This is a genomic window from Phycisphaerales bacterium, assembly GCA_040221175.1.
Taxonomy (GTDB): domain Bacteria; phylum Planctomycetota; class Phycisphaerae; order Phycisphaerales; family UBA1924; genus JAHCJI01.
In genome coordinates, this window is record JAVJVK010000004.1 from 356808 (window position 1) to 380187 (window position 23380).

The 23380-nt window shown below is 69.5% G+C and carries 17 protein-coding genes and 1 pseudogene; 4 read left to right on the forward strand and 14 right to left on the reverse strand.

Annotation, left to right across the window (positions count from 1 at the left end; translation table 11 throughout):
* Window positions 1-28: 28 nt before the first annotated feature.
* The 6 genes and pseudogenes from rplS to RIE32_03760 all read right to left on the reverse strand — a co-directional run bounded on the left by rplS (window position 29) and on the right by RIE32_03760 (window position 6888).
* On the reverse strand, window positions 29-439 hold the full coding sequence (gene rplS, locus RIE32_03735) for a 50S ribosomal protein L19 (GenBank protein MEQ9095355.1): 411 nt from the start codon (window positions 437-439) through the stop codon (window positions 29-31).
* 56 nt (window positions 440-495) lie between these two features.
* A complete protein-coding gene (locus RIE32_03740) occupies window positions 496-1308 on the reverse strand; it encodes a tRNA (guanine(37)-N(1))-methyltransferase (protein ID MEQ9095356.1) in 813 nt (270 codons plus the stop codon).
* 495 nt (window positions 1309-1803) lie between these two features.
* Window positions 1804-2046, reverse strand: a pseudogene (gene rpsP / locus RIE32_03745) (30S ribosomal protein S16).
* A 138-nt stretch (window positions 2047-2184) separates the two neighbouring features.
* Window positions 2185-3516: a hypothetical protein gene (locus tag RIE32_03750; protein ID MEQ9095357.1), complete on the reverse strand. Its 1332-nt coding sequence runs from the start codon at window positions 3514-3516 to the stop codon at window positions 2185-2187.
* A gap of 147 nt (window positions 3517-3663) precedes the next feature.
* On the reverse strand, window positions 3664-5391 hold the full coding sequence (locus RIE32_03755; GenBank protein MEQ9095358.1) for a choice-of-anchor I family protein: 1728 nt from the start codon (window positions 5389-5391) through the stop codon (window positions 3664-3666).
* 147 nt (window positions 5392-5538) lie between these two features.
* Complete coding sequence (locus RIE32_03760; protein MEQ9095359.1) at window positions 5539-6888, reverse strand: GC-type dockerin domain-anchored protein; 1350 nt, start codon at window positions 6886-6888, stop codon at window positions 5539-5541.
* A 354-nt stretch (window positions 6889-7242) separates the two neighbouring features.
* Here RIE32_03760 and RIE32_03765 point away from each other — a divergent pair, with 354 nt between their 5' ends.
* The gene (locus tag RIE32_03765; protein MEQ9095360.1) at window positions 7243-7926 is read left to right on the forward strand and encodes a hypothetical protein; all 684 of its coding nucleotides are present in this window, start codon (window positions 7243-7245) and stop codon (window positions 7924-7926) included.
* Here the strand turns inward: RIE32_03765 and RIE32_03770 are convergent.
* Both RIE32_03770 and RIE32_03775 read right to left on the reverse strand, forming a co-directional pair.
* Window positions 7923-10229 carry a VCBS repeat-containing protein gene (locus tag RIE32_03770; protein MEQ9095361.1) on the reverse strand — a complete coding sequence of 769 codons (2307 nt, stop codon included), beginning with the start codon at window positions 10227-10229 and terminating at the stop codon, window positions 7923-7925. The two genes, RIE32_03765 and RIE32_03770, sit on opposite strands and share 4 nt — an antisense overlap.
* A 105-nt stretch (window positions 10230-10334) precedes the next feature.
* Window positions 10335-12188 (reverse strand): GC-type dockerin domain-anchored protein, encoded by a 1854-nt coding sequence (locus RIE32_03775; GenBank protein MEQ9095362.1) that lies wholly within the window; start codon window positions 12186-12188, stop codon window positions 10335-10337.
* Window positions 12189-12301: 113 nt separating this feature from the next.
* On the opposite strand from RIE32_03775, the gene RIE32_03780 reads away from it, so the two are divergent.
* A complete protein-coding gene (locus RIE32_03780) occupies window positions 12302-12991 on the forward strand; it encodes a hypothetical protein (GenBank protein MEQ9095363.1) in 690 nt (229 codons plus the stop codon).
* Between the two features lie 122 nt (window positions 12992-13113).
* Here the strand turns inward: RIE32_03780 and RIE32_03785 are convergent, their stop codons facing one another.
* From RIE32_03785 to mdh, 4 genes are all read right to left on the reverse strand, one after another.
* On the reverse strand, window positions 13114-14709 hold the full coding sequence (locus RIE32_03785; protein ID MEQ9095364.1) for an undecaprenyl-phosphate glucose phosphotransferase: 1596 nt from the start codon (window positions 14707-14709) through the stop codon (window positions 13114-13116).
* Window positions 14710-14865: 156 nt separating this feature from the next.
* Window positions 14866-15831, reverse strand: a complete 966-nt coding sequence (locus RIE32_03790; GenBank protein ID MEQ9095365.1) for a DnaJ C-terminal domain-containing protein — start codon at window positions 15829-15831, stop codon at window positions 14866-14868.
* 30 nt (window positions 15832-15861) lie between these two features.
* Window positions 15862-16974, reverse strand: a complete 1113-nt coding sequence (locus RIE32_03795) for a CpcT/CpeT family chromophore lyase (protein MEQ9095366.1) — start codon at window positions 16972-16974, stop codon at window positions 15862-15864.
* A gap of 80 nt (window positions 16975-17054) precedes the next feature.
* Complete coding sequence (gene mdh / locus RIE32_03800; protein MEQ9095367.1) at window positions 17055-18047, reverse strand: malate dehydrogenase; 993 nt, start codon at window positions 18045-18047, stop codon at window positions 17055-17057.
* A gap of 843 nt (window positions 18048-18890) precedes the next feature.
* On the opposite strand from mdh, the gene RIE32_03805 reads away from it, so the two are divergent.
* Both RIE32_03805 and RIE32_03810 read left to right on the forward strand, forming a co-directional pair.
* Window positions 18891-19016, forward strand: coding sequence for a hypothetical protein (locus RIE32_03805; protein MEQ9095368.1), 126 nt, complete (start codon window positions 18891-18893; stop codon window positions 19014-19016).
* A 91-nt stretch (window positions 19017-19107) separates the two neighbouring features.
* Window positions 19108-20409, forward strand: coding sequence for a hypothetical protein (locus RIE32_03810; protein ID MEQ9095369.1), 1302 nt, complete (start codon window positions 19108-19110; stop codon window positions 20407-20409).
* Between the two features lie 37 nt (window positions 20410-20446).
* Here the strand turns inward: RIE32_03810 and RIE32_03815 are convergent, their stop codons facing one another.
* Both RIE32_03815 and RIE32_03820 read right to left on the reverse strand, forming a co-directional pair.
* A complete protein-coding gene (locus tag RIE32_03815; GenBank protein MEQ9095370.1) occupies window positions 20447-21508 on the reverse strand; it encodes a hypothetical protein in 1062 nt (353 codons plus the stop codon).
* Window positions 21508-23163, reverse strand: a complete 1656-nt coding sequence (locus RIE32_03820) for a DUF4041 domain-containing protein (protein MEQ9095371.1) — start codon at window positions 23161-23163, stop codon at window positions 21508-21510. The genes RIE32_03815 and RIE32_03820 overlap by 1 nt, the downstream gene beginning before the upstream one ends.
* Window positions 23164-23380 lie beyond the last annotated feature (217 nt).

Consider the following 23380-nt stretch of genomic DNA (forward strand, 5'->3'; position numbering starts at 1 on the left):
CGGCTCAACGATCTTGCTCGTGCGTGCCTTACTTCTGCACGGTCGCCAGACCCTCAACGTGCTTCATGCCGCGGCGGCGGTCGCGGAGGCGGCGCTTCTTGCCCACGCGGTCGCGCAGGAAGTAGAGCTTGGCCCGGCGGGCGTCGGCCCGGCGGACGACCTCGAACTTGGCGATCAGCGGGCTGTTCAGGGGCCAGGTGCGCTCGATGCCGATGTCGTCGACCACGCGGCGGACGGTGATGCTCTCGTTGATGCCCCGGCCCTTGCGGCCGATGAGTACGCCGGTGAACATCTGGGTCCGCTCGCGCTCGCCCTCGACGATGCGGACGTGCACCTGGATGGTGTCGCCGATGTCCATGCGGGGGACTTCGGTCTTGATGTGGTCCTGGGCAACCGAGTCCAGGATGGCCTGTTGGCTCTTGGGGTTGGAAAGCGACATCGAGTGCACTCCAGCGTTCAATAGGCAAGCCGCCCGAAACGGGGCGGGTCGAGATGTTAGGCCCCAGGACCCTCGCCTGCAAGGGCGTCCGGCGCATCCGCAGGGGGCTCGAGGAGGTCGGGCCGACGCTCGCGGGTGCGGGCCAGGCGTTGCTCCAGCCGCCAGCGGGCCACTGCGGCATGGTCGCCGCCCAGCAGCACGTCGGGCACGGCCATGCCCATCCACTCCCGTGGCCGGGTGTAGTGCGGGCAGTCCAGCAGCCTGGCGTCGGGCGGGATGCCCATCTTCGCGGCCAGCCTGGCATCGAGCGGATCGCCGTTCGGGTCCTTGTCGGGCGTGGGGCCGAAGCTGTCCTGGCCGGCGGATTCTTCGCTCCCCAGCACGCCGGGGAGCTGGCGGATGACGGCGTCCATGAGCACCATCGCCCCCAGCTCGCCGCCGCTGAGGACGTAGTCGCCCAGGCTGATCTCTTCGGGCTCGAGCTTCTCGATGACGCGTTCGTCGAGCCCCTCGTAGTGGCCGCAGATCAGCAGCAGGCGGGGCAGGTTCGCCAGCCGCTCGACCGTCGGCTGGGTCAGCGGCCGGCCCTGGGGCGTCAGCAGCACGCGGTGGGCCGGGCGGGTGTCCATCGCCTCGGCCGCCATGACGGCGTCATAGATCGGCTGGCAGGTCATGACCATGCCCGGACCACCGCCGAAGGGCCGGTCGTCGGTCTTGTTGTGCTTGTTGCCGGCGTAGTTGCGGATGTCGGTGGCGTGCCAGTTGACCAGCCCCGCCGCCCGCGCCCGGCCCGGGATGCTGACGGCCATCGCCGCGGGCGGCTCCGCAGCGAACATCTCGGGGAAGGTTGTGAGGACGTCGATGCGCATGGCGGGGCCTCGGATGACTCGCAAGCCTATGAAAAACCCACACCTTGCGATGTGGGTCGGCGTGATTGCGATGGTCGAGCCTGGTTACTCGCTCTTCTCTTCGCCACCCTCGCTGGACTCCTCGGCGGGAGCCTCGGCAGCAGCGGCGGCCTCTTCTTCGGCCTTCTTCTTGGCTTCGGCTTCCTCGGCGGCCTTCTTGGCGACCTGGGCGTCCTGGACGGACTTCTTGGCGTCGCTCAGGGCGCTCTCGGCCTTGGCCTTGGCGGCGTCGGCGGCCGTGGGGTCGGCGGCGGAGACCGCGGCCTTGGCCTCGTTGACGGCCTCGCTGATGGTCGACGCATAGCCGGCAAGATCAACGCCCTCGGCATCATCGCTGCTGGCCAGTTCGCCGATCTCGGTCTGGGCCTTCTCGGCGGTCGCCAGGCCCACCTTGCAGCCCACGCGGTTGCGGTCGGCCTCGCGCTTGGCCTCCCACTTGTCCTTGAGCTTGGGAGTCAGCAAATCCTGCTTGCCCAGGATGTCCATGACGGTATCGCTGGGCTGGGCGCCGACGCTCAGCCAGTACTTGATGCGCTCGGCCTCGAGCTTGAGCTGCTTCTCGGGGTCCTTTTCGACGGGGTTGTACCACCCCAGGTTCTCGAGGACCTTGCCATCGCGCTTGACCCGCTTCTCGGCGGCGGCGATGCGGTAGAAGGGACGGTGGGTGCGCCCGAGGCGCTGCATGCGGATCCGGACCACTGGATGCTCCTTTGGGTCTGGTTTTCTGAGCCTGCCTGCTGGTCGGGGGCTTCGTCCGGCACGGGCCGGGCCCGCAGGCGGGTCGAGATGGTAGGCGGGAAGGCCCGGCAGGGACCGATGGACCGCCCGCCGGGGCCGCTAGTCGGCCCTGGGCACGATCGGGTAGTCGACGCCCTGGGCATCCAGCGATGTGGCTTGGGCCCGCTTGCCCTGCTCATAGTTGCCCCCGTCGTCCCGGCCGTCGGCCCCGAGTGCGTACAGCCGATAGCCGTCAGGCGTGTCCGGGTCGACCACGTAGACGAGCGGTTGCCCAGAGAACGGATCCACGGGCACCGCTGGCAGAACATCGGGCACGAGTACCTCGAGCGAAGCCGGCAGCATGCCCTGGGTCGCCCGGTGCAACTCGATGGCCAGTACCGTGCGCTCTGCGATTCGCAGGAGCTCGAGTTGCGTGACGGCGGCAAGGTACCGTTCGGTTGATGGCAGAAGGATGTCTGCGAGCAGGCCGGATCGCCCGTCGTCTGCGGTCCGCTCTCGGAGCGCACGCAAGCCCGCGACCGGACCCTGCGGATGGCCGCTCCACAGATCGACGGCGGTCTGGTAGTTCTCCGACATCACCCCGATCTGGTATGCTGGGTTCATGGTCTTCAGCGGGGGGTTGCCGAGCTGCGAAGTCATGTGCTTCGCGACGATGAGTTCGCCCTCAAGCACTACCGAGATCTCGGGCCACTGATCCTCGATCGAAGAAACGGCCCATACGGCATCGAGAAACGCCCGATCGTGCTCACGCTCGCAGACCGCGTCCAACAGAGCCTCGATGCCGTGCGATCGGAGCGCGATCGCGATGAGGTGCACCAGGACGCCGCCGCCGCTTGAGGCCGCCAGGTCGGCGAGCCGCGCGATGCGCTCGTATGCCTCGACCACGCCCTGGGAGTCGCCCGCCCGGGCCGCGAGCACGAGAAAATCCGACTCGATCTTGCCCAGTCGCCTCAAAGTGGCAATGTGCGGCGGCCCCATCTGGTCCCGGCCCTCGACCTTGATGATGTTGGGATCGACGAACACGCCGATGTCGATGAGCTCATCCGTGAGCCTCCGGATGCCCAACCGCTCGACCGCTTGCAGCGACGAGCGCACGATCGGCTCGGTGTCTTGCCAGTCTTCCTCGTGTTCGGCCTCGCTGTTCAGCATGCCGAAGTGCGCATCCGCGTCGTGCAGTTGCGGCAAGATCTCGCCTCGCAGGATCTCCTCGATCTCGATGAGCTTGGCGGTCGCGGCTTCGGCCGCTTCGAAGGACTTTCCGGAGGCGCGTACGCCGTGTTGCGTGTAGTCGGCGATGTAATCGCGCTGGGGCAGGCCCGGGCCGAAGTACAAGAACCGCTGGGCGAGGAAGACGACGCCGGCGACCACCATCGCTGCCACCGTGAGCACAACCACGACTCTCTTCGAGACGACGCCGTTCGCATGGGTCATGCTCGTATCCTCATCCCGGTTCGCGTGTCCCTGCCACATACATGCCGCATGAGAACGGAACGCCCGCGCGCCGGAGAGTCTATCCCATGCGCGCGGGCGTCTGATGTATGCGGGTGATTGGCTCAACCTCCGACGGTGATCGCGCGCTTACCGATCCCGGATCGCCCGGACCACCAGCAGCACGTCGATGATGTCGACGCGGCCGTCGCCGTTGAGGTCCTCGGGGCAGCCGACGCAGGGGCCCAGGGCGTGCAGGACGGCCAGCAGGTCGTGGATGTTGACCTCGCAGTCGCCGGTGACGTCGCCGAAGACGCTGCAGCCGCCGCCCGTGACGCGGAAGATGGCCGTGGTGCCCGAGACCTCGTGGGCCGCCAGCAGCAGGGCCTCGCCCGTGGGGCTGTCATCGGCCGAGATAAACACCAGGCCCTCGGGAGCCAGATCGCCCGCGGTGCCCAGTGCCGGGTCGCCCGAGAAGTCGCGGGTGTTGATGTAGCTCTCGAAGGCTGGCTCGTTCGGGTTGGTGATGTCGTAGACGAAGATGCCGCCGACGCGCTCGGCGCCGATGAAGGCGTAGGTGTTGCCACCGATGGCGCCCAGCGTCAGCGCCTCGGGCTCGGGGCCCTTGTCGTCGCTGCGGTTGTCGAAGCTGTCGTTCTCGTCGTTGGTGCTGTTGAAGTCGTCGGGCAGCAGCATGGCGGTAATCTCTTCCAAGTCGCTGCCCGAGTCGAAGACCAGGCTGCCATCGGTCGAGTAGATGCTGAAGCTGCGGGCGCCGTAGCTGAACAGGCGGTCGTAGTCGCCGTCGCCGTCGGTGTCGCCGGCCGTTGTCGTGATGTTCAGGCGGCCGAGGTTCTCGTCGAGCTGCAAGGTCGCCGCATCGGGGAAGGCGTCCGGATCGAGGGTCAGGTCGCCCACGCGGGCCTCCTCGCTGAAGCCGTCGTAGTCACGGGCGTCGCCCTCGTTGGCGGTGACGATGAACGTGCGGCCGCCGGTCTCGTACGTTGCGATCGAATCGGGCAGCGGGAAGCCGAAGACCGGCCACGTCGTGATGTTGATCTCGCCGTCGCGGTTGCTCACGTCCATTGCGTTGGCCGCCAGGCCGTGGTTCTTGACGCCAAGGCCCCAGATGTCGCTCACGCGGGCGGCGCGGATGTTCACCTCGACGATCGCGTTGTTCTCCTGGCACACGACGTAGGCCGTGCGGCTATCGGCGTCGACGGCGATGTACTCGGGTTCGAGGTCCTGGGCGATGGTCGCGCCCGGGCCGAAGATGCGGACGCTCTCGTTCAGGTCGCCCGGGCGGATGCGGCCGAAGTCCGCCGTGCGCACATCGCGCTGGCGAACGGTGCGGCCCGGGCGGATGCGGATGACGCTGACGCTGCCCTCGGGGTCGACGGCGTAGTCGGCGCTCGGCTCGCCCTCGTTGGCGACGAGGAGGTAGCGGCCATCGGGCGTGAAGGTCAGCATGTCGGGCAGTGCGCCCACCTCGACGGCCGACTCGAAGGCGCCATCGGTTCCAAAGAAGGCGACGGTGCCGTTGTCCTGGGCGACGTCGGCCTCGACGGCGACCGCGACCCGGCCGTTGCTCACCGCCACGGAGTTCACGCCCGCGCCGTAGGGCGCCAGGTCGATGGTGAAGGCGAGCACGGGGTTGCTGGGGTCGGCGATGTCCAGCGCGTCGACGGTGTTGGCGTTGGCGTTGGTGACGAAGGCCAGGCCGCTCTGGGCGTCGTAGGCCACGATCTCGGCGGCGCCCTCGTCGAAGGCCCCGGTCTCGTAGCGGCCGAGGAACTCGAGTTCCACGGTCTGGGCGATGGCGGGTGCGGCGGTGGTCGCCACGGCGAGTCCGCAGACGGCAAGCACGCTCTTGAACATATTCGGGCTCTCCTCATCGATGCCAGCGAGCGCCGCGCGGCATCCGTTGCCGCGCCGGCGTGGCCCGAAGATAGAGAGCACGCGCGCTCCCCTCACGCACGCTGCGCATTGCTTGCCAAGTCTTCACGATTCCTGAACGCCCGGGCGTCAGGGGCAGCCGGCGTCGAAGGCGTTCTGGAAGGCCAGGAAGTCGAAGAGCGTGAACTGGCCATCAGCGTCGAAGTCGGCCCGGGGGTCCATGGCGTCGAAGAGGTTCTGGAAGCACAGGAAATCGAACACCAGCAGCAGCCCATCGCCGTCGCAGTCGGCTCGGCAGTCGGGCAGCGGGCAACCCCATCGCGCCACGCTCCGAGCACTGGTCGAGCCGGCGAGGGTGAAGTCGCCGCCGGCGTATGCCTCGGCACGGCCGGGCGGGCCAGCCCCTGGGTGAACCGCGAGCACGGTCCCGTTCACGCCCTCGCCGAGGGTTCGCCAGGCGATCCCGTCCCATCGAGCGATGTTCACGAACGCCTCGCCACCGATCCGAGAGAACTGCCCCGCCGCGATGAGCCCGCTCGGGGTGCTGGCCAGCGCGCGCACGGCGTCGTTCATGCCGGCGCCGACGGCCGCCCAGCGGTCGCCATCCCATCGCGCGATCGAGCCGGTGAAGACGCCGCCAGCCATGGTGAATCGACCGCCAGCGAACAGGGCCGGGCCGCTGCCGTCGTCATGGACGGCCAGGTCGTACACGGCGGCCCGGAAGCCGGACAATCCCTCGCCCAGGCCGGACCAACGCCGACCGTCCCATCGCGCGATATACGGAAGCGGGTCGCCCCCGGCACGAAGGAAATCGCCCGCAGCGTACAGCGCCGGCCCATCGCCGTCATCGAAGACCGCCAGCGCTTCGACGGCTCCGGGCGTCCCCCCGCCGATACCGCCGCCTAACGCCGACCACGTCGCGCCGTCCCATGCTGCGACGGACGCGGCGTCGACGCCGCCCGCGCGATCGAAGAGGCCACCGGCAACCAGCCTCGGGCCGTCGCCAAGGTCGACGACCTGCAATGCCAGCACCCGTCCTTCGATGCCACCGCCGACGCCGGACCACGACTGGCCGTCCCACCGCGCAATCGACGCGGCGTCGACGATGCCGGCGCGCGTGAACAGCCCGCCCGCGTAGAGAGCCGGGCCGGTTCCGTCGTCGTATACGGCCAGCGCCTCGACGTCGCCGTCCAGGCCAGGCTCCAGCCGCGGCTCGAGCGAACTCCAGCACTCGCCATCCCACTGGGCGATGTTGCCGGCCGGTTGCCCGCCGGCCAGCGTGAAAGAGCCCCCGGCCACGAGCACGCGGCCGCCATCGCCGTCGTAGTCGGCCAGCACCCGCACGATGCCGCTGATCCCCGGCCGGCCGATGGGCCCGTCCCAGGTCGGCTTGCAGTGCTGCGCCGCCGCGGACGTGCCCGCCGCGAGGGCGATGAGCGCGGCGGCCGCACGGGAGGCACGAAGCATCGGCGATCGCATCGGTGGACTCCTTCCGTGCCCAGCATACCAGAAAGCGCGGCGGCACGCAAGGGCGGTGATGGCAACCTTGACGCCCCCGTTGCCCGCGCGGGCCGCTGATGCGGTCCCACCGGCCCCCGATCGGGCCGGACGAGCCCCCGGCGCGGCCGGACCAGAGCCCGATCCGGCCGAACCGAGCCTCGGCACGGCCAAACCAACCCCCAGCGCGGCCGAACCAACCCCCGGCGCGGGCCCACCGGCCGCTCGTCCGGCCCGACAGGAACTTCCGCTGGGCAACCGGATTCCAATCAAGCCGCCCCCGAACCCCGCCGATAGCCACGCTGGAGACCGTTCGAGCACCCAGGAGACCCGGCCATGGCACGCTACCCCCGCCCCCAGCAGGAACTGGCCCAGTGGGCCACGCAGAAGGCCGCCGTGTGGGCGAGCGCCGAGAACATCGGGCTCACCGAGGGCCAGACCGCCCTGCTGACCCAGCGGGCGGCGGCGTTCGCGCTCGCCCTCAAGCAGCACCTGGCCGCCGAGGCGGCGGCGCGCAGCGCCCGGCAGAAGAAGGACACCACGCGCGACGAGCTGCGCCACCTGCTGACCGGGTGCATCGGCGCCATCGACAACCACGCGGCCCTGACGCACGATCCGAGCGTCTATTCGCGGGCGTTGCTCGAGGCCCCCGGCACGCCAAGCAGCAGGCCAACCCCAGCGCCGCCCCGGATCGCCGAGCTGCGGATGAACCGCGGCGGGCGCATCGAGATCACGATTGAAGCCACCACCGGCGGCTCGGCGATCTTCGAGATCGAGCGGTCGTCCCAGGGCCTCGACGGCCAGGAGGGCCCCTTCGAGTTCGTGGCCGCCACGGCGAGCAAGACGCACGTGGACGCCGACACCCCCCGCGGCATCGCCATGGCCTGGTACCGCGTGCGCACGCGGCTGACCAACGGCAAGGTGAGCCAGTGGACGCTGCCCCACGGCCTGCCCTACGGCCCGCTGCGCACGGCCGAGCCGGGGGCGGGCCACGACGCCGCCCCGCGCGCGGCCGGCTAGCAGCCCGCGTCGAAGGCCGTCTGGAACGCGAGGAAGTCGAAGATCGTCAGCACGCCGTCGCCGTCGAAGTCGGCGACGGGGTCGCCCGCGTCGAAGCTGGTCTGGAAGGCCAGGAAGTCGAAGAGCGTCAGCGCGCCGTCGCCGTCGACGTCGACGCGGCAGATGCGCGGCAGGCGGGTGAGGAAGGACTGCCCCCGATCGGAAGCCTCGTAGGCCATGGCCACGTCGGGCACGCCGTCGCCGTCGATGTCGCCCAGGTCCGCGTCGGCGGGCACGCGGTTGGCGACCTGCCGGTACAGCGTGCCCGGGGCCGGCTCGCCACGCACGCCAACGTGCAGGCCCAGGGTGTTCTCCTCGCGTCCCACGACCACGGCCTCGGGCAGGCCGTCGCCGTTGAGGTCGGCGACCCGCAGGCGCTGGGGCCGCGGCACGGTGGGCGTGGGGCTTGGCTCGCCGAAGACGCCCCCGCCCAGGTTCTTCAGGATGGCGATCGTCCCGTCGGCCTCGTTGACGGCGTAGAGATCGGGCCGCCCATCCCCGTCGGCGTCGGCCAGGGCGACGCCGTGGGGCCGATCGCCCACGGGGTACCGCCCGGCTTCGGCGAACGCGCCCGCGCCGTCGTTGAGCAGGATGCTCGCGTCGTCGTTGAACTCGTTGACGACGGCGGCGTCCAGGTCGCCGTCGCCGTCCAGGTCGGCCAGGGCGATGTCCCACGGCCGGATGCCCACGGCAACCGGCGGCAGTTCCTCGAACCGGCGGTCGCCCAGGTTGACCAGCACGCGCACGTCGTTGCTGCTGACGCACGCGACGGCGAGGTCGCCCAGCCCGTCGCCGGTCAGGTCGCCGATCGCCACGCCCCGGGGCCCGTTGCCAAGGGGCAGGCGGACCTCGTCCAGCAGCGTGCCCCCGCCGCGGACAAAGACCACGCTGACGTCGTCGGAGATCTCGTTGGCCACGGCGATGTCGCCCCGACCGTCGCCGTCGAGGTCGCCGATGGCGATGCCGGCCGCGCCGCGTCCGATGTCCACGGCCCGGGCGACGGCGAAGTTCGCATCGCCCAGGTTGCGCGAGACAAGCAGGCGATCGAGATGGTCGGCCACGACGATGTCGGCCAGCCCGTTGCCGCTGATGTCCCCGGCGGCGACCGCCCGGCCGACCTCTACCTGGCCGCCGTTGAGCGACTCGAAGCCCGCCAGGTGCGCGCCGCCCCGGGCGTCGAACACGAGCACCTCGCTCTGCTCGGTGTTGGTCGCCACGGCGACCTCGGCGACGCCGTCGCCATCGAAGTCTTCGGTCAGCACGGCGACCGGGCGGCTGCCCGTGGCGTAGCGGCCGCCGACGACAAAGTCGCCGTCGCCGGTGGCCAGCAGCGTGCCGACCTCGTCGGAGAAGAAGTTGGCGGTCACCAGATCGGCTCGGCCGTCGCCATCGACGTCGCCCGCGGCCACGGCGTGCGAATCGAGGATGTAGACCGAGTATCCGGTGCGCGTGCCCAGCCCGCCCGCGCGGTCGTTCTCGAAGATTGCGACCGTGCCCGAACCGCACGAGGGATGGACGATGTAGCCGGAAGTCGCCACGACGTCGGGCCACCCGTCGCCCGTCACGTCGGCGACGGCCATCTCTTCGATCTCGCACTCGGTCGCCAGGATCGTCTCGGGCCCCATCACGCCCGCGCCCTGGTTTGGCACCAGCACGATGCGCCCCCGCGCGGGCGCGAGGCGGATGCAGTCGAGGTCGCCATCGCCGTCGAAGTCGGCAAGTTCGATCTGCGTGGAATCGAACTCGATGGGGTATCGCGTGATGCTCGAAAAATTGCCCTCGCCGTCGTTGAGCATCACCGCGAGTTCGCCCCGCTCGAGGCTGGCGACGATGTCCAGGTCGCCGTCGCCGTCCATGTCTCCCAGGCGGATCGCCTGGGCCTCCTTGAGGAAGAATTCGTATCGCACGGGCGCGGCCAGCAGCCCGTCGCCGAGGTTCCGCATCACCGAGACGGCGTCGTCGTATGGCCTGCCGGTCACCACGTCGGCCAGGCCGTCGCCGTTCAGGTCGCCGGCGTCGCCCAGGGTGCCGATGCCGGTGGTGTCGATTGGCGCACCGAAGCCGTCTGGCCCATTGGCGATGACCAGCAGTCGCTGGCTACCCGCGAACACGAGCAGGTCCTGCCGGCCGTCGCCGTTGAAATCGGCCGCCCGCAGCCCGGAGCAGCCGCGACCGATGGCGATGCGCTCGGGCGCGGGCAGGTCCTGGCCCGCTCGGGCAACGCAGGCAAGCAGCATGATGGTGAGCGGAACGAGTCGGGTCATGGCGTCTCCCCCGGTGTGTGCGGTTGCACCCTGCCCGCGGGCGTGTATACGCCCGCACGCTCGGACCGGTTGCCCCGCACACCCGCGCTCGGCAACGCTGGCCGCCTACGCGCACCCCGCGTCGAAGGCGTTCTGAAAAGCAAGGAAGTCGAAGATCGTGAACGCGCCGTCGCCGTCGAAGTCGGCACGGGGGTCCATCGCGTCGAAGAGGTTCTGGAAAGCGAGGAAGTCGAAGATGGTCAATTCGCCGTCGCCATCCAGGTCGGCCGGGCAATCGTCGCACTCGGTGGCGATGGGGTCGAAGGCGACGACGCCCTTGGTCGGGTCGTCGCTGGCATCGAAGATGCGCCCGGCGATGGCGGCGAGGTCATCGGTGCCCCAGCAGTTTCCGGTGGCGTCGACGCCGGCGCGGGCGTTGTTGTAGATGTCGGCGCCCTGGTCGGCCGTGTTGCCCGTGAAGCGGTTGCGCAGGTCGCCCTCGGCGGCCAGGGTCGCGAGCTGGGTGGTTCCCGAGCCGATGTGCACGGCCCCGCCCAGGCGCGCGGCGTTGGCCTCGAACGTGTTGCCGGCGATCTCGATCCCGAAGTTGGTGAACGCGCCGCCGATGGCCCCGCCCAGGTCGGCCGCGTTGCCGCGGAACGTGTTGGACTCGATGCGCAGGCGGTCGCCGAAGAACCCCGACGCGTCGATGGCGCCGCCGGCGGCCTCGGTCGTGTTCTCGATGAACGCGTTGTCGCGCAGCACCACCTCGTTGATGCCCGAGCCGCGGAAGATCCGCACCGCGCCGCCGCTGCGGACGGCCGTGTTGCGCTCGAAGGTGTTGCGCGCGACCACCGCGTCCCACACGCCCAGCGCGAGGCCGCCGTTGAGGTCGCCGTGGTTGTCCTGGAACGTGCAGTCCAGGACCTCGACCAGCGACGGGGCGACGGGGACCTCCACGAGCAGCCCCGCGCCCGAGGAGGTCGCCGACGTGTTGCCGATGAAGCGGCACCGCTCGAACCGCACGGTCCTGGACGCGCCCAGGGGCGACTCGACACGCACGTCGGCCCCGCCGCCGGACCGCGCGCTCGTGTTGGAGAGGAAGTCGCAGTCGATGACCGCCGAGGAGAGCCTGGGGTTCAGCAGGAGCCCGCCGCCGCCGCGCGTGGCGTCGTTGGACTCGTTCATCTCGAACACGCACTGGCGGATGGTCCAGCCGCCCGACAGGACGGCCCCACCACCGAAGATGCTCGCGCCGCCGACGCCGTTGCGCCGGAACACGCAGCGGAGCACCTCGCCCCGGGCCGAGTCGAAGATGCCCATGCGCAGGCCCCCGCCGGCGTTGTCCTCGAAGACGCAGTCGTGCAGCATCAGGCGGGCGGCCGAGCCCCCGCGAAACTGCACGCCGACGTTGGCATGGCGGATCGAGACCCGCTTGATCCACATGGCGGGCTCTTCCAGGAAGGCCGCGAAGTGCACGCCCGACTCGGAGCAATGCTCGATCTCGACGCCCTCGAAGTACACCGGCGTGGGACCGATCTCGACCGCTCGCACGGCCTCGCTCATTGCCACGTTGCGAAAGATCGGCCCGCGGATGTAGTCGCCCTCGGGCGTGGTGACCGCCGGCGTGTCGAGGCTGGAGAGAACCCCCTGCCACCCGCCGACGGCGCCCGAGGCCGACCGCAGCACGATCTCGCCCCCGCCCTGCCCGTCGGCGATGAGGACGCCGAGGCTCGCGTCCAGGGCCGTGCCGCCCTCGAAGGCGACCTCGACGCCCGGCTCGATGGTCAGCACCGCCCCGCCGATGAGTGCCACCGTCTCGGTTGCGAGGTACGGGCTCTGGGCGAGCGTCCAGGTCGTGTCCTGGTCGATGAGCCCGCCCACCGTGGTCTGCCCGAAGGCCACGCCGCCGCCCGGGCCCGCGGTGATGCCCACCACGGCCGCCACGATCGCCCAGCACGCACGAATTCCGCTCCGCATCGCTCGCCCTCCCCGCGACCGATGCCGCGTTGGGCCCAGCATACCGCAAACGCCGCCGCGACGCAAGCCGATCTGGCCCCACGGCCCCGCCGGGCCGCTAGCGTCCACGCGAGATGCCCGAGCCGCTGCCCGCAACCACCGGCCCCGCCGTCCCCGCCGACCACGCCTGCGCCGCGTGCGGCTACCTCATGGGACCGGCGGGCGGCCGGACGTGCTCCGAGTGCGGGCGCGTGGCGACGGATGAGGATCAGACGCAGCCGCTGCGCCGCCGCGTGTATGTTGAGGCAACATTGGTGCCCACGGTCGCCGCGTGGCTCGTCGCGACGGTCGGCGCGATGTCGCTGCTGGGATACGCGCCGATTACCATCGGATACGCGATCTTTGCGTTGCTGCACGCTGGCGTCATGGCGGCCGTCGTCGGTCACTGGGGCAGCCGTATGACGGCCGATCGCGTCATGCACATCGCCACCCTCCGCAGCGGCTGGGTGCTGCACGTGCCTTTGCTCGCCGGCATCGCTGCGCTCGAGTTCATGGAAGCAAACCGATGGCGGTTCATGCTCGGCAGCCCGAGGCAGGGCAACCTCGCGATGCCCGACGCCATCGGCATCGGCGCGCCGCTGCTCGTGCTGCTGGGCATCGTGCTGCACCGCGCCATGGCCCGCCGGGCGCACCGCATCGCGGGCATCACCGAGTTCGCGCGCGAGCGCACGACGCCGTTCGTGCAACGCGGCTGGCTCTACCCCCCGCTCTTCGCCTCGGCCCTCATCGCCATCGGCTACGTGCTGCACGTGCTGACGCGTTGAGGCCCGGGGAGGCCCGCCCCCGCGTACGAGCCCGCGGCCCCGCCGGCAAGGCGATAAGACCAAAGTCGCCCGCTCGCCGGCGCAAGCCCGAAGGGCGCGGCTCCGCCGACGAGGCGACAAGCTCAGTGCGCGTTGCGGTGCACGAAGCCGCGGAGCGGCGTCATCGCCAGGATGCGCAGGTCGAACAAGAGCGACCAGTGGCGGACGTAGTAGAGGTCGTAGCGCAGGCGGCGGCGCAGGCTCGTGTCGCCGCGCAGGCCGTTGACCTGGGCCCAGCCGGTCATGCCCGCCTTGACGTGCTGGCGGAGCATGTAGCCGCGCCAGTCTTCGCGGAACTTCTCGATCAACTCGGGCCGCTCGGGCCTGGGGCCCACCAGGCTCATCTCGCCGCGCAGCACGTTGAACAGCTGGGGCAGCTCGTCCAGGCTCGTGCTGCGAAGGAAGCGGCCGATGGGCGTGATGCGGGGGTCGTTGCGCCGTGTCCACCCCGGCTCGCCATCGCCGGCGCCCTCGGCGTCCGAGCGCTGGGCGGACTGCTCGAGCTCTTCGGCCTCGTCGCTGGCCTGCATCATCGTGCGGAACTTGTACATCCAGAACACCTCGCCGCCCAGGCCCACGCGGCGCTGGCGGAAGATGATCGGCCCGGGCCCGCTGAGCGCGACCGCAAGGGCGCACGCCAGCATGGCCGGGCTGAGCAACAGAAGGGCCACCAGTGCGCCGGCCAGGTCGAGCCCGCGCTTGAGCGCCCCGCCCACGCCGTGGGCCGGGCTTTCTCGATAACTCAGGACGGGCATGCCGTCCAGCTCGTGCACGGCCATCGACTGCTGCACGTAGCGGGGGTTGACGTCGGGGATGATGCGCACGTCGACGGGGAAGCGCTCCAGCCGGCGCAGGATGCGCCCGGTGATGGGCGTCTCGCGGCTGGGCAGGGCCAGGTACACCGCGTCGACCTTGCACGCGCCCATGGTCTGCTCAAGGTCTCGAAGCCCGCCGAACACCGGCTTGCCCATGCACTCGGGCAGGCGATTCTCGTGCTTGTGGCTGATGAAGTAGGCCACGCGCAGGCCCGTCCAGCTGTTGCGGTCCAGCGTCTGGGCGGCGATGCGGCCCGTGCGTCCCACGCCGATGATCGCCACGTGCCGCAGGTTGTAGCCGCGGCGGCGCAGCCACCGCAGGAACATGCGGAATCCCGTCCGGTGGGCGGTCATCATGCCCAGCAGGAGGATGCCAAAGAGGATGATCTGCACGCGGCTGGCGTCCAGCTCGAAGCCCAGCAGCATCAGGTGGCGGCTGGGGATGTCGCCGCCGGCCAACTGGCTGCTGCCCACGCCCCAGAGCACGACGACCATCGCCACCACCGAGACGGCCGTCGCCTTGGCCACCTGCGTGAGCTCGCCGGCCAGCGAGCGGTCTCGCCGCGGGCGATAGAGCTTGAACGCATAAAAGCTGATCATGCAGCACAGGAGCGCGGCGAGGAGCAGCGGCTGCTTGAAGTAGTCTTCCCAGGCCTGGGGCCAGAAGGGGTAATCACGCTGGTAGGCGCTCCACGGATCGAGCAACACCTGCGAGAGCGTGCGGGGCGACTCGAGGTCGCCCTGGGAGATCGGCACGACCAGCACCTTGCGGCCCAGCCACGCCAGGAACGCCGCCCCCAGCACGACCGCGGCGTCGGCGGCGGCCAGCATGACCAGCAGGTATTGATGCTGTTGCTTCAGCACGCGCCCGTGCTCCCCTTCCGTGGGCCCCTGCCGGGGGCCGTCGATGTCCGGGCTCTCCGCGGGGGCTGGCCCGGGGTCCCGCTGCTGAGTTTATCGGCTCCGATCCGTCGCTTCGCTCCAGCGGACCCCCTGGCCGCCAGATTGTGCCCGCCGTCGTCAGCCCTGCGGCTCGGGCCAGGGCGGATTGGGCCGCGGCGCGGGCGTGCGGTCGCTCAGCCGTTCCAGCGCGGCTCGATCCTCGTCGGTCAGGGCGTCGGCTGGGGGCGGCACGATTTGGATGACGGCGTACAAGTCTCCACTCGTGCCCTTCGCGTCGGTCAGCCCCCGGCCGCGAAGGCGCAGCCGCTTGCCGCTGCGCGTGCCCGCCGGCACCGTGATGTAGACCTCGCCCTCGAGCGTCGGGACGGCGATCTCCTTGCCCAGCGTTGCCTCTGCGATGGTCAGGGGCAGGTCGATGGCCAGGTCCAGCACGCCCTCGCGCCGGTACAAGGGGTGCTTGCCGACACGGATGGTCAGGATCAGGTCGGGCTCGCCCCGCCCGCCGGCCACGCGCAGCTTCGCCCCGTCGGCGATGCCCTTGGGAATGCTCACCTCGATCGTCGTCGCCTTGCCGCCCCGCCGCACCGGCACGCGCTCGGTGCCGCCGCGGGCCATGGTCATAAAGGACACATCGAGCTCGGCCTGGGCCGCCGGCTGGGTGCGCTCCCGGACGCGGCCGCGCTGGGCCCGGGCGCCCCGTGGCGTGGGCCCGGCTCCGCCGCCGGCTGCACCCCCGCCGCCGAAGAACGCGTCGAACATCGAGCCCAGGTCGTCCAGGTCGAAGTCGGACGCCGCACCGCCCCGGCCACCGCCCACGTTGCTCCACGAGTAGTGCGCCCCCCCGCCGGCGCCCGCCGCGGCCGCGGCGCCGGCCCGGCCGAAGCGATCGTACTGGGCGCGCTTCTCCGGCTCGCCGAGCACGTCGTAGGCGGTCTGCACCTCGGCGAACTTCTCGGCCGCATCGGGCGCCTTGTTGACGTCCGGGTGCAGCTCGCGCGCAAGCTTGCGGTAGGCGGCGCGGATCTCCTCCTGCGTGGCCGAACGCTTCACGCCGAGCACGTCGTAGTAGTCACGCTCGGCCATGACGCTCCCCGGATTGGGCGGGCACTTGTCTCAGGGCTGCCTCTTGTCTTGCTCGGGGCGCTTCACGCGCTCTTCCATCGGGATGGGGTCGGTCTGCTCCACGCGGATGATGTGGATGTGGAAGATGAGCGTGGAGTTGGCCGGCAGGTTCTGCATCACCACGTCGCCGAACCCCAGCTCGGGCGGGATGACGAGCTTGCGCCGCACGCCCTCGAACAGCGGCTCGATGCCCTGCTTGAAGCCCCCCACCACGCGCAGCGGGTAAGCCACGCGCATGGCCAGCCCGCGCTCCCACGTCGAATCGAAGATCGTGCCGTCGGTGCGCCACGCCTCGTAGTTGAGGAAGACGATGTCGCCCTCGTCCGTGGGCGGGTCGTCGGTCTGGCCCTGGTCGTAGGTGATGGCGACCAGGCCGTCCTCGCCCACGTCGACCGAGACCGGGAGCGTGCCGCGCTCCCAGGTGATCGGCCCCGTGCCGGGGATGGGCGTGGCGTCGATGCCGTAGAAGGTGTCTTCGGACACGATGCGGTCGGGCCGCACGCGCATGGAGCTGGCCACCTCGACCGATCCCGAATCGGGCGTAGGGTAGGGCTGGATCGTCTCGCCCGCGTAGCCCCCGCTGGCGCGCTCGAAGCGCAGGTCGCGCGTGGCCAGCAGCTCTTCGAGCCGGATCTCGTCCAGCGACATGTGGTCGGGCGCCAGCCACAGCGTGGTGAGCATCCGGGCCCGCTGGGGATCGCGGAACTCGTAGGTCCGCAGCCGCAGCGCGTCGCCGTAGCGGTACACGCGGAAGATCGCCTGGCGCACCGGCTCCCACGGCGTGCCGTCGGCGTGCACCTCGACGTAGATCGCCCGGCCCAGCAGGTCGGTCTCGAAGGGCAGCATGTGCATCCACAGCACCGCCGCCTCCTCGCCCTGGCCCACGGGCTGGGTGGTCTTCCAGCTTCCCTCGAGCATCGAGGTCAGGCGGCTGATGTCCGCGTCGATGGGCTGGCCCACGAACAGGCTGGGCTGGGGCCCGGGGCCGTCTTCGGTCTCGTCGGGGTTGTTGTGCGGGGTCGGCGCCGGCTGGGCGCACGCGAGCCACGCCGGGGCCAGCAGGGCCGCCAGCGTGGCGATCGTCAGGACGCGGAATGGGGACATGCGGGCACTCCTTGGCGGGCAACGGGCCATTCTACGGGCCGCCGCCGCCGACCGCCAAGGAGCCGCCCCCCCGGGCTGGCTTACGTGAGCTCGGGGAACATCTTCTGCACGATGCCCACCAGGTCCTGCACGTGGCTGACGCTCTCGTCGAACAGGGCCTTCTCGCCGCCCTGGAACTCGAAGTCGACCACCTTCTCCACGCCGCCCTTGCCCAGCAGCGCCGGCACGCCCACGAAGTAGCCCTTGGCCGCCCCGCCGAACTCGTCGTTGCAGTAGACGGCGCTGGGGATGATGCGCTTCTTGTCCTTGATGATCGCCTCGACCATCTGGATGGTGCCGCTGGCGGGCGCGTAGTACGCGCTGGTGCCCATGAGCTTGACGACCTCGCCGCCGCCCACCTTGGCGCGCTCGACGCACGCGGTGATCTTCTCTTCGCTCAAGAGGCTGGTCACCGGGATGCCGTGCACGCTGGTCAGGCGCGGCAGGGGCACCATGTCGTCGCCGTGGCCGCCCAGCAGCAACGCCTGCACGTCCTCGACCGAGCAGCCGATCTCCCAGGCGATGAACGTGCGGAAGCGCGCCACGTCGAGCGCGCCGGCCTGGCCCATGATGCGGTTGGTCGGAAAGCCCGTGGCCTTCCACGCCGTGTAGACCATGGCGTCCAGCGGATTGCTCACGACGATGACGATCGAGTCGGGCGCGTGCTGCTTGATGTTCTCGCTGACGCTCTTGACGATCTTGACGTTGGTCTCGATCAAATCGTCGCGGCTCATGCCCGGCTTGCGCGGCAGGCCCGCCGTCACCACCACCACGTCGCTGCCGGCGATGTCGGCGTAGTCGCTGGTGCCGATGATGTTGCTGTCGAAGCGCTCGATGGGCCCGCAGCACGCCAGGTCGAGCATCTTGCCCTGGGCCACGCCTTCCTTATCGGGAATGTCGAGCACGACGATGTCGCCCAGTTCCTTGGCCGCCGCCCAGTGGGCGCAGGTCGCGCCGACGTTGCCCGCCCCGATGATGCTGATCTTGGGGCGGCTGGTGTTCATCCTGGGGGTGGGGCTGGTGCTGGGGGGCATGCTGGGTCTCCATCCGTTGTGGGTTGGGGGGTGGCTGGGGTGTGGTTGATCGGAAGGGCGAGAGGGTAGGAAGGGCATCGCGGCCAGACGCCCCGCCCCATGCCAGCCGCCCGCAGCCCATCGCCGGGCCACCCGGCCCCACGCCTGCCCGACCCCGGGGGCCGTTCCCGCGGCCGAGAGCGCCGCCCTCGCCGCGTGGCGAGCCAATTCCGCGGCCGCGTGCCCCGTCCTCGCCCAGCGGCGGAGCGTTTCCGCGGCCGCGAGCGCATTCCTCGCCCCGTGGATCGCCGTCCCCTCGGCCGCGAGCGCCGTTCTCGCCCCGTGGGGGTTCGCTCCCGCGGCCGCGAGCGCCGTTCCCACCCTGCGGAGGGCCAATCCCGCAGGTGCGAAACTCGTTCTCGCATAGGCGAGAATGATGCTCGCGCGTGTCCCAATAGATGGGCGCTATTAGATTCCCCGCTCACGGGCTCTCAGGCCCGTTGACCGTGATCGGACCGGCCCCGCACCCCGCGGATCGTTGCAGCCATTGCGGAGATCCCCGATCACCCGGTCTCGGCTCAGCCGGGGCCCGCTGCCGCGCCTCGTCGCGGCCCGGCGAGCGCGACAGGCGCCGGGCCCGCCTCCCGACACGCACACCCCCACCACCCATTACCCACCACCCACCTCCCACCCGACTTCGGGGCGCGACGACTGGGTCGAGCTCCAGGGGCCGCGTTGCCGGCCCCGCGCAACGCCGCTGCGCCCGCGACCCGCCCGTGCCGCATCTCGTACAGAAGCAGCACGGCCTCCGCCCACCACGCTCGTGGCGCGGCGGGCGGCGGGGCCAGGCATAAGGAGCCAGCGATGGCACAAGGCAAGAACGGCGGCGGCGGAGGGAACAAGGGCGGCGGCAAGGGCCCGGGCGGCAAGCCCAGCACCACGGGCAAGCCCTCGGGCGGCGGCCGCGACAACAACCCGCCGAAGAAGTAAATCCCCGACCCATCGATGAACGGCCCGCCGGTTCCAGGCGGGCCGTTGTACATCTGTGGGCAACGAAAGATCGCGACCGTAGCATCGCGACATGGCACACCATACACAACACGCTCGTGCTCGGCTGAGCCTTCCAACGAGGCAATGGCTCTCCAGATTGCTCGCAATGTTGCTGCTGGGCTTGCCGGCCTCTGCGTCGAACGCCCAGACGGCCGACGCGGGCCTGCTCGACGCCATCGGGCAGGACCGAGCCATCGTGCTCAAGATGCACGGCGCATATGGCAATGAAGTGACCGCTCTGGGCGTGCGACGCGTGCTCGACTATGCCAAGCGGCAGAACGTCCGCCATGCCGTGCTGTGGCTCGACTCGGCCGGCGGTCTGGACGTCTCCGGCCGGGCCATCGCCGGCCAGATGGCCGAACTGGACGGCGACTTCGAGTTCCACGTGGTCATCGACCGGGCCGAGGGCCCCGCGGTCTTCACGGTGGCGGCGGCCGACACCCTCTGGACGCTGCCCGGCGGGCACGCGGGCACGGTGCTGTCGTACAACGCCGAACTGCCCCAAGCCGCGCCGACCCTGCCGGGCCTGCCGGTGCAGCCGCCGCCCGATGTGGTCCAGCTCGCGAGCGACCTGGGCGCGGTCGCGGCGGCCAAGGGACGACCTGGCGATCTCTTTCGCGCCATGGTCGACCCGTCGCTGGAACTCTGGATGTGGACCGAGGACGCCGATCGCCGCGCGTTCGGGCTCGACCAGCCGATCGGCCGTTCGGGCGTGCGTGACCTGCAACAGGTCGACACCGACCAGACGGTCGTCGCCCTGGGCGACGACGAGTTGCACGACCTTGGACTGGCCCGCGCCGCCTCGCGTGGCGACGTGCAGCACCTGCTGGCCAACCAGCCCTTCGAGGTCGACCGCATGCTCGAAGCCGCATCGCGCACGGTGGCCGGGCTCGTCGGCCGGCGCGACAGCGCCATCGAGCGGTCGCGGGGGCCGATCGAGAAGATCGACGGCCTGTGGGCCCGCGCCGCCGCGGCCCGGCAGGCGGCCGAGGGCGCCGAGCCCAACCCGCTGCTCATCCGCATCGACTACCGCACGAACAAGATGACCGACGAGAGCGCCCGAGCCTGGCGGGCCGCCGTGGACCAGTGCACGGGGCACTGGAAGGCCTACCAGTCGATCCTCAAGTCCATCGGCGACGCCGAGAAGGACCACGTGCGCCTGACGCGTGCCGCCAACACCCAGGCCGCCCGCTTCCACGCCGACCTGCTGTGGCCAGCCCCCGACGAACTCACCCCCGGCGACATCGCCGACGAGGCCGAGCTCGACGTGCTGTGGCGCGAGGCGGAAGCGGAGATCCGGAGGTTGCGGGTGGAGCGGGGGAGGGTGAGGTAGAGCTAAACGAGCCCAGAGAAGCAGCAGCAACCTGCGCCTATACACGCCAAATTCTTGGGTCGGCAGCAACAAACTCACTCAAGTAATCAAAGCTGACTACTCGAGTCGACGGTTGCATAGAGCGTTTGAAGACTTCTCTGCAACGGCGACGAGCGGTACGATCCGGATTCACAACGACAAGTGACTTAAGTTTCTTGCTGACACTTGTTCGAAATAAAGCGGTGGCATGCATGTCCGTCACCGGAAGCGAATAGCCGATCAAGACTATTTGCTCGGCCTTGTTGAGAGCGTGAGCCGCGCCTTGCCATAGTCCACGAAAGACTCCTGTGTCATAAGCTTTTTGTGACTCAGGAGGCAGGATAGTAAATCGCATATTTTCGCCCGCTTGTCGAGTGTAGGGACGTTGCTTTAGATTCATCTTGCTCCTGCTCTTGCGCCCACGCCCCTCCACTAGTTGAAAGTGGAGCGAGCCATGGAGCTTGTACACCTTGATCGTGTCGGCTTCGTCGGCCCTGGTCGTCGGTTGCCAATACTCATCACCCGTGATGGCGCTGCCACGTGGGCCAAGGTTCAACCCGTAGCCATAATGGGCGTTCCATTTGCCGTCGCCGTACCGCTTCAAAGCAAAATCTAGCAAACAATCATAATTGAACGAGATCACCGTGTCCTGCTTCAACATGGACTTAGCAACCAGCATCGCGTGATGAGAGCAGTCATTTGATTCCTGGCTCGAATGGCCATCTGTATTCCATGTAAGCGAATCTTCAAGCGAAGCCGCAATCGCCTGAACAAGTCTGTTCCGCTTCTCTTTAAGCTCATCGAGCTTGAATGCCCGGGCCCCTTTGCCGGTTGTAGTCAGCATCTTGATCGTGTGTTCTAGTGTCGCAAAGACAGTTTCCATCGTGGCACTATGGTTGTGGCCAAACAGCTCGACCACATCGGCGTTCACGCTCGTGATGAGTTTCTGATGCTTGGGATTGGTGATGCGTTGGAGCTGGAGAAAGAAGTCTGTGTCCAACGGCGGCAAGCAAGCGTGTTTGTTGGAGTCGGCAAACGAACAGCCTCGCGTTGCGCCGGCGCCTAGTACGATGACCGCCATTACTCCTCCTCCGCCCCCACCAACTCCCCATCCTCCGCCCACTCCACCGGATCCAGCGTCAACTGCCGGTTGAGCCACTGCTCGCGGGCCTCTGGATCATTCTCGATCGCCCGCTCGATGGCCAGCGTCTCGCGGTACTGCTGGGCCTCGCTGGCCATGGTCCACTTGGCCTCGATGCCCAGGGCCTCGATCTCCTGGCGGATGTCGGCGAGCTGGGCGAGGAAGAACTCCTTGCGGTGGTTGACCTTGTTGACCTGGTGCAGCAGGAAGTGCTTGTGGAGTTGGGTCTCGAGCGCGGGGGCGTCCTCGGCCCAGATGACCGCGTGCACGTCGAAGTCGAACGGCACGCTCGCGTCGCCAAGTTCCTTCACGCGGTCGAGCGGTTCGAGCCGCCGGGTCAGGCCGATCTTGTAGATGTTCTCGCCGAAGCTGCCCACGTTCGAGATGATGTAGACGTGCCCGCGCTTGGTCTGCTGGGCCATCGAGATCGCCCGCTGGTTCTTCTCCTCGGCCTCGGCCAGCTTGGCGTTCAACTCGGCGAGCTGGGCCTCGTACAGGGCCCGCTGCTCGGCCGTCGCCTTGTCGATCTGCTGCTGGGCCCTGGCCATCGCCTTGCGGAGCGTGGACTCCTCCTTCTCGGCGTCGCGCATGGCCTTGGCGTACTCGCGCATGGCCTTCTGTTCTTCGCGGATCTGCTCGCGGATGCGCCGCTGCTCCTCGCGGTCGATCTTCTTGAGCTCCTGCACGATCACCGCCCAGCGCAGCTCGGCCAGACGCGCGTTGAGGTACGGCATCGTGAGCCGCGCATTGCGGAAGGCCTGGCCGCCGTGGTTGACGATGGTGAAGGCGTCCTTGATCTCCTGCTCGAGCGTGCCCATGTTGTCGTGCTTCACGCGTGAGAGGATCGAGTCGACCTTGCCGTTGAAGGCGTCCAGCACGAAGGCGATGGCCATGTCGCGCCGGCCGGGGTCCTTGTAATCGCACTCGGCGGCGATCTGCCCCTTGACCATGCTCTTCGTTGTGTCGCGGGCCAGCTTCAACTGCTTGCCGCCGTCCTTGTGCGAGAACTCCTCGGCGAGGTCGTCCAGCAGGCTGTCGGCGGGCTTGAGGTACGCGTCGCCGTAGCCGTCGATGATGTTCTTCATCGCCTTGGCCGTCTTCTCGTAGTGCTCGGCGTTGCGCACGGCGTCGTAGGCCTTTCCGGCGATCTGCTCGGCGCGCTCGTTGGCGCTGGCGATGATGCGGGCCGCCTGCTCGCGCGCGGTGGCCAGTTCGGTCCGGGCGCGCTCCGTCGCTTCCCTGGCGGCCGCGCGGGCCTCGGCGGTCTGCTGCGCCGCCTCGTCGTCGGCGTTGGCGAGCGCCTGGTCGTAGTCGTGCTGGGCGCGCTCGACGAGGATGCGCGCGTCGTCCTCGGCCTCGGCCAGTTTCTTCTTCGCATCCTCGATCAGTTGCCGCGCCATGTCGTCGGCGTCGGCCACCGACGTCCACTTGGCCAGACGCTGATTCGCGGCGGAGAGCTTCGCGTTCTCATCCTCGACCCGCCCGGCGTGCTCGCGGGCCTTCGTCGCTTCACGCCTGGCCAGGATCAGCAGCACCCCCAGCCACACCAGTGCCGGCACGGCGGCGGCCAGTAACACTCCAAGCAGCAACGTCATACGAGGATCCCCCAGGCCAGCAAGGGCAGTGTACCCGATCGTGGCGCTCTACGCAATCCCCCTATTTCGAGGGGGTGGTCCCGGCATCGGCCCCCTGCCCCCGCGTCACCGCGGGGGCTCGTCAAGACCCGCGGAGCGGAACCAAGACCCCTCACCCCAACCCTCTCCCCGCGGACGGGGAGAGGGAGCCGGACGCCTGAGCCCGAGAAGACCCCCT

Excerpts from the sequence above, each read along its gene's own strand:
- rplS (MEQ9095355.1), bottom strand. The coding sequence starts at position 439 with ATGTCGCTTTCCAACCCCAAGAGCCAACAGGCCATCCTGGACTCGGTT.
- RIE32_03740 (MEQ9095356.1), bottom strand. The coding sequence starts at position 1,308 with ATGCGCATCGACGTCCTCACAACCTTCCCCGAGATGTTCGCTGCGGAG.
- RIE32_03750 (MEQ9095357.1), bottom strand. The coding sequence starts at position 3,516 with ATGACCCATGCGAACGGCGTCGTCTCGAAGAGAGTCGTGGTTGTGCTC.
- RIE32_03755 (MEQ9095358.1), bottom strand. The coding sequence starts at position 5,391 with ATGTTCAAGAGCGTGCTTGCCGTCTGCGGACTCGCCGTGGCGACCACC.
- RIE32_03760 (MEQ9095359.1), bottom strand. The coding sequence starts at position 6,888 with ATGCGATCGCCGATGCTTCGTGCCTCCCGTGCGGCCGCCGCGCTCATC.
- RIE32_03765 (MEQ9095360.1), top strand. The coding sequence starts at position 7,243 with ATGGCACGCTACCCCCGCCCCCAGCAGGAACTGGCCCAGTGGGCCACG.
- RIE32_03770 (MEQ9095361.1), bottom strand. The coding sequence starts at position 10,229 with ATGACCCGACTCGTTCCGCTCACCATCATGCTGCTTGCCTGCGTTGCC.
- RIE32_03775 (MEQ9095362.1), bottom strand. The coding sequence starts at position 12,188 with ATGCGGAGCGGAATTCGTGCGTGCTGGGCGATCGTGGCGGCCGTGGTG.
- RIE32_03780 (MEQ9095363.1), top strand. The coding sequence starts at position 12,302 with ATGCCCGAGCCGCTGCCCGCAACCACCGGCCCCGCCGTCCCCGCCGAC.
- RIE32_03790 (MEQ9095365.1), bottom strand. The coding sequence starts at position 15,831 with ATGGCCGAGCGTGACTACTACGACGTGCTCGGCGTGAAGCGTTCGGCC.
- RIE32_03795 (MEQ9095366.1), bottom strand. The coding sequence starts at position 16,974 with ATGTCCCCATTCCGCGTCCTGACGATCGCCACGCTGGCGGCCCTGCTG.
- mdh (MEQ9095367.1), bottom strand. The coding sequence starts at position 18,047 with ATGCCCCCCAGCACCAGCCCCACCCCCAGGATGAACACCAGCCGCCCC.
- RIE32_03805 (MEQ9095368.1), top strand. The coding sequence starts at position 18,891 with ATGGCACAAGGCAAGAACGGCGGCGGCGGAGGGAACAAGGGCGGCGGC.
- RIE32_03810 (MEQ9095369.1), top strand. The coding sequence starts at position 19,108 with ATGGCACACCATACACAACACGCTCGTGCTCGGCTGAGCCTTCCAACG.
- RIE32_03815 (MEQ9095370.1), bottom strand. The coding sequence starts at position 21,508 with ATGGCGGTCATCGTACTAGGCGCCGGCGCAACGCGAGGCTGTTCGTTT.
- RIE32_03820 (MEQ9095371.1), bottom strand. The coding sequence starts at position 23,163 with ATGACGTTGCTGCTTGGAGTGTTACTGGCCGCCGCCGTGCCGGCACTG.